This window comes from Pseudoselenomonas ruminis, from assembly GCF_008271295.1.
Lineage (GTDB): Bacteria > Bacillota > Negativicutes > Selenomonadales > Selenomonadaceae > Selenomonas_A > Selenomonas_A ruminis.
Genome location: NZ_VTOY01000045.1, coordinates 1 through 537 on the forward strand (window position 1 = coordinate 1; position 537 = coordinate 537).

The 537-nt window shown below is 43.8% G+C and carries 1 protein-coding gene; it reads right to left on the minus strand.

The window, feature by feature from the left end:
* On the minus strand, positions 1 to 537 hold a 537-nt coding region (locus tag FZ040_RS13860; protein WP_149172544.1), incomplete at both ends, for a transposase.

Here is a 537-nt window from a genome sequence, read left to right on the forward strand (position 1 = left end):
TCCTTGCAATTTTCGCAGCTGTAATGGGTTATCTTGCTTTGAAATCCAGTTTTGCTTTTGCGGGTAAATTCCTTGGTTACAGTCAGCTTTCTGCCTTGGACACAGAGGTAGGCATCCTCATCTGCCAGATAAGTCATGTTTTCTCTGCGGCCAATGTCCTGTTTCCATTTTCGGGTCTTGCTTTTTTCGTAGTTACTGGGCTTGATAAAAGAATGCTGTTGGTGTGTTTCGAGGTAAAGATAGTTTTCCTCGCTTTCATAGCCTGAATCTGCTACAACATTACGGTAACGTTTGTGTGTATAGTGTTCCATTTCCTGCAAAAAGGAAATCAGGGTTGTTGTGTCCGTTGGCTGCGGGCCAACTGTAGCCCATGTAACAAATTCAGAATCCGTGCCGTACTGGATGTTGTAGGCAGGTTTTAGCTGGCCGTTTTTCATGGCATCTTCTTTCATCCGCATAAAGGTAGCGTCTGTGTCTGTTTTGGCAAAACTGTTGCGTTTTCCCATGATGTGCAGGTATTTGTTGTATTTCTTGAGT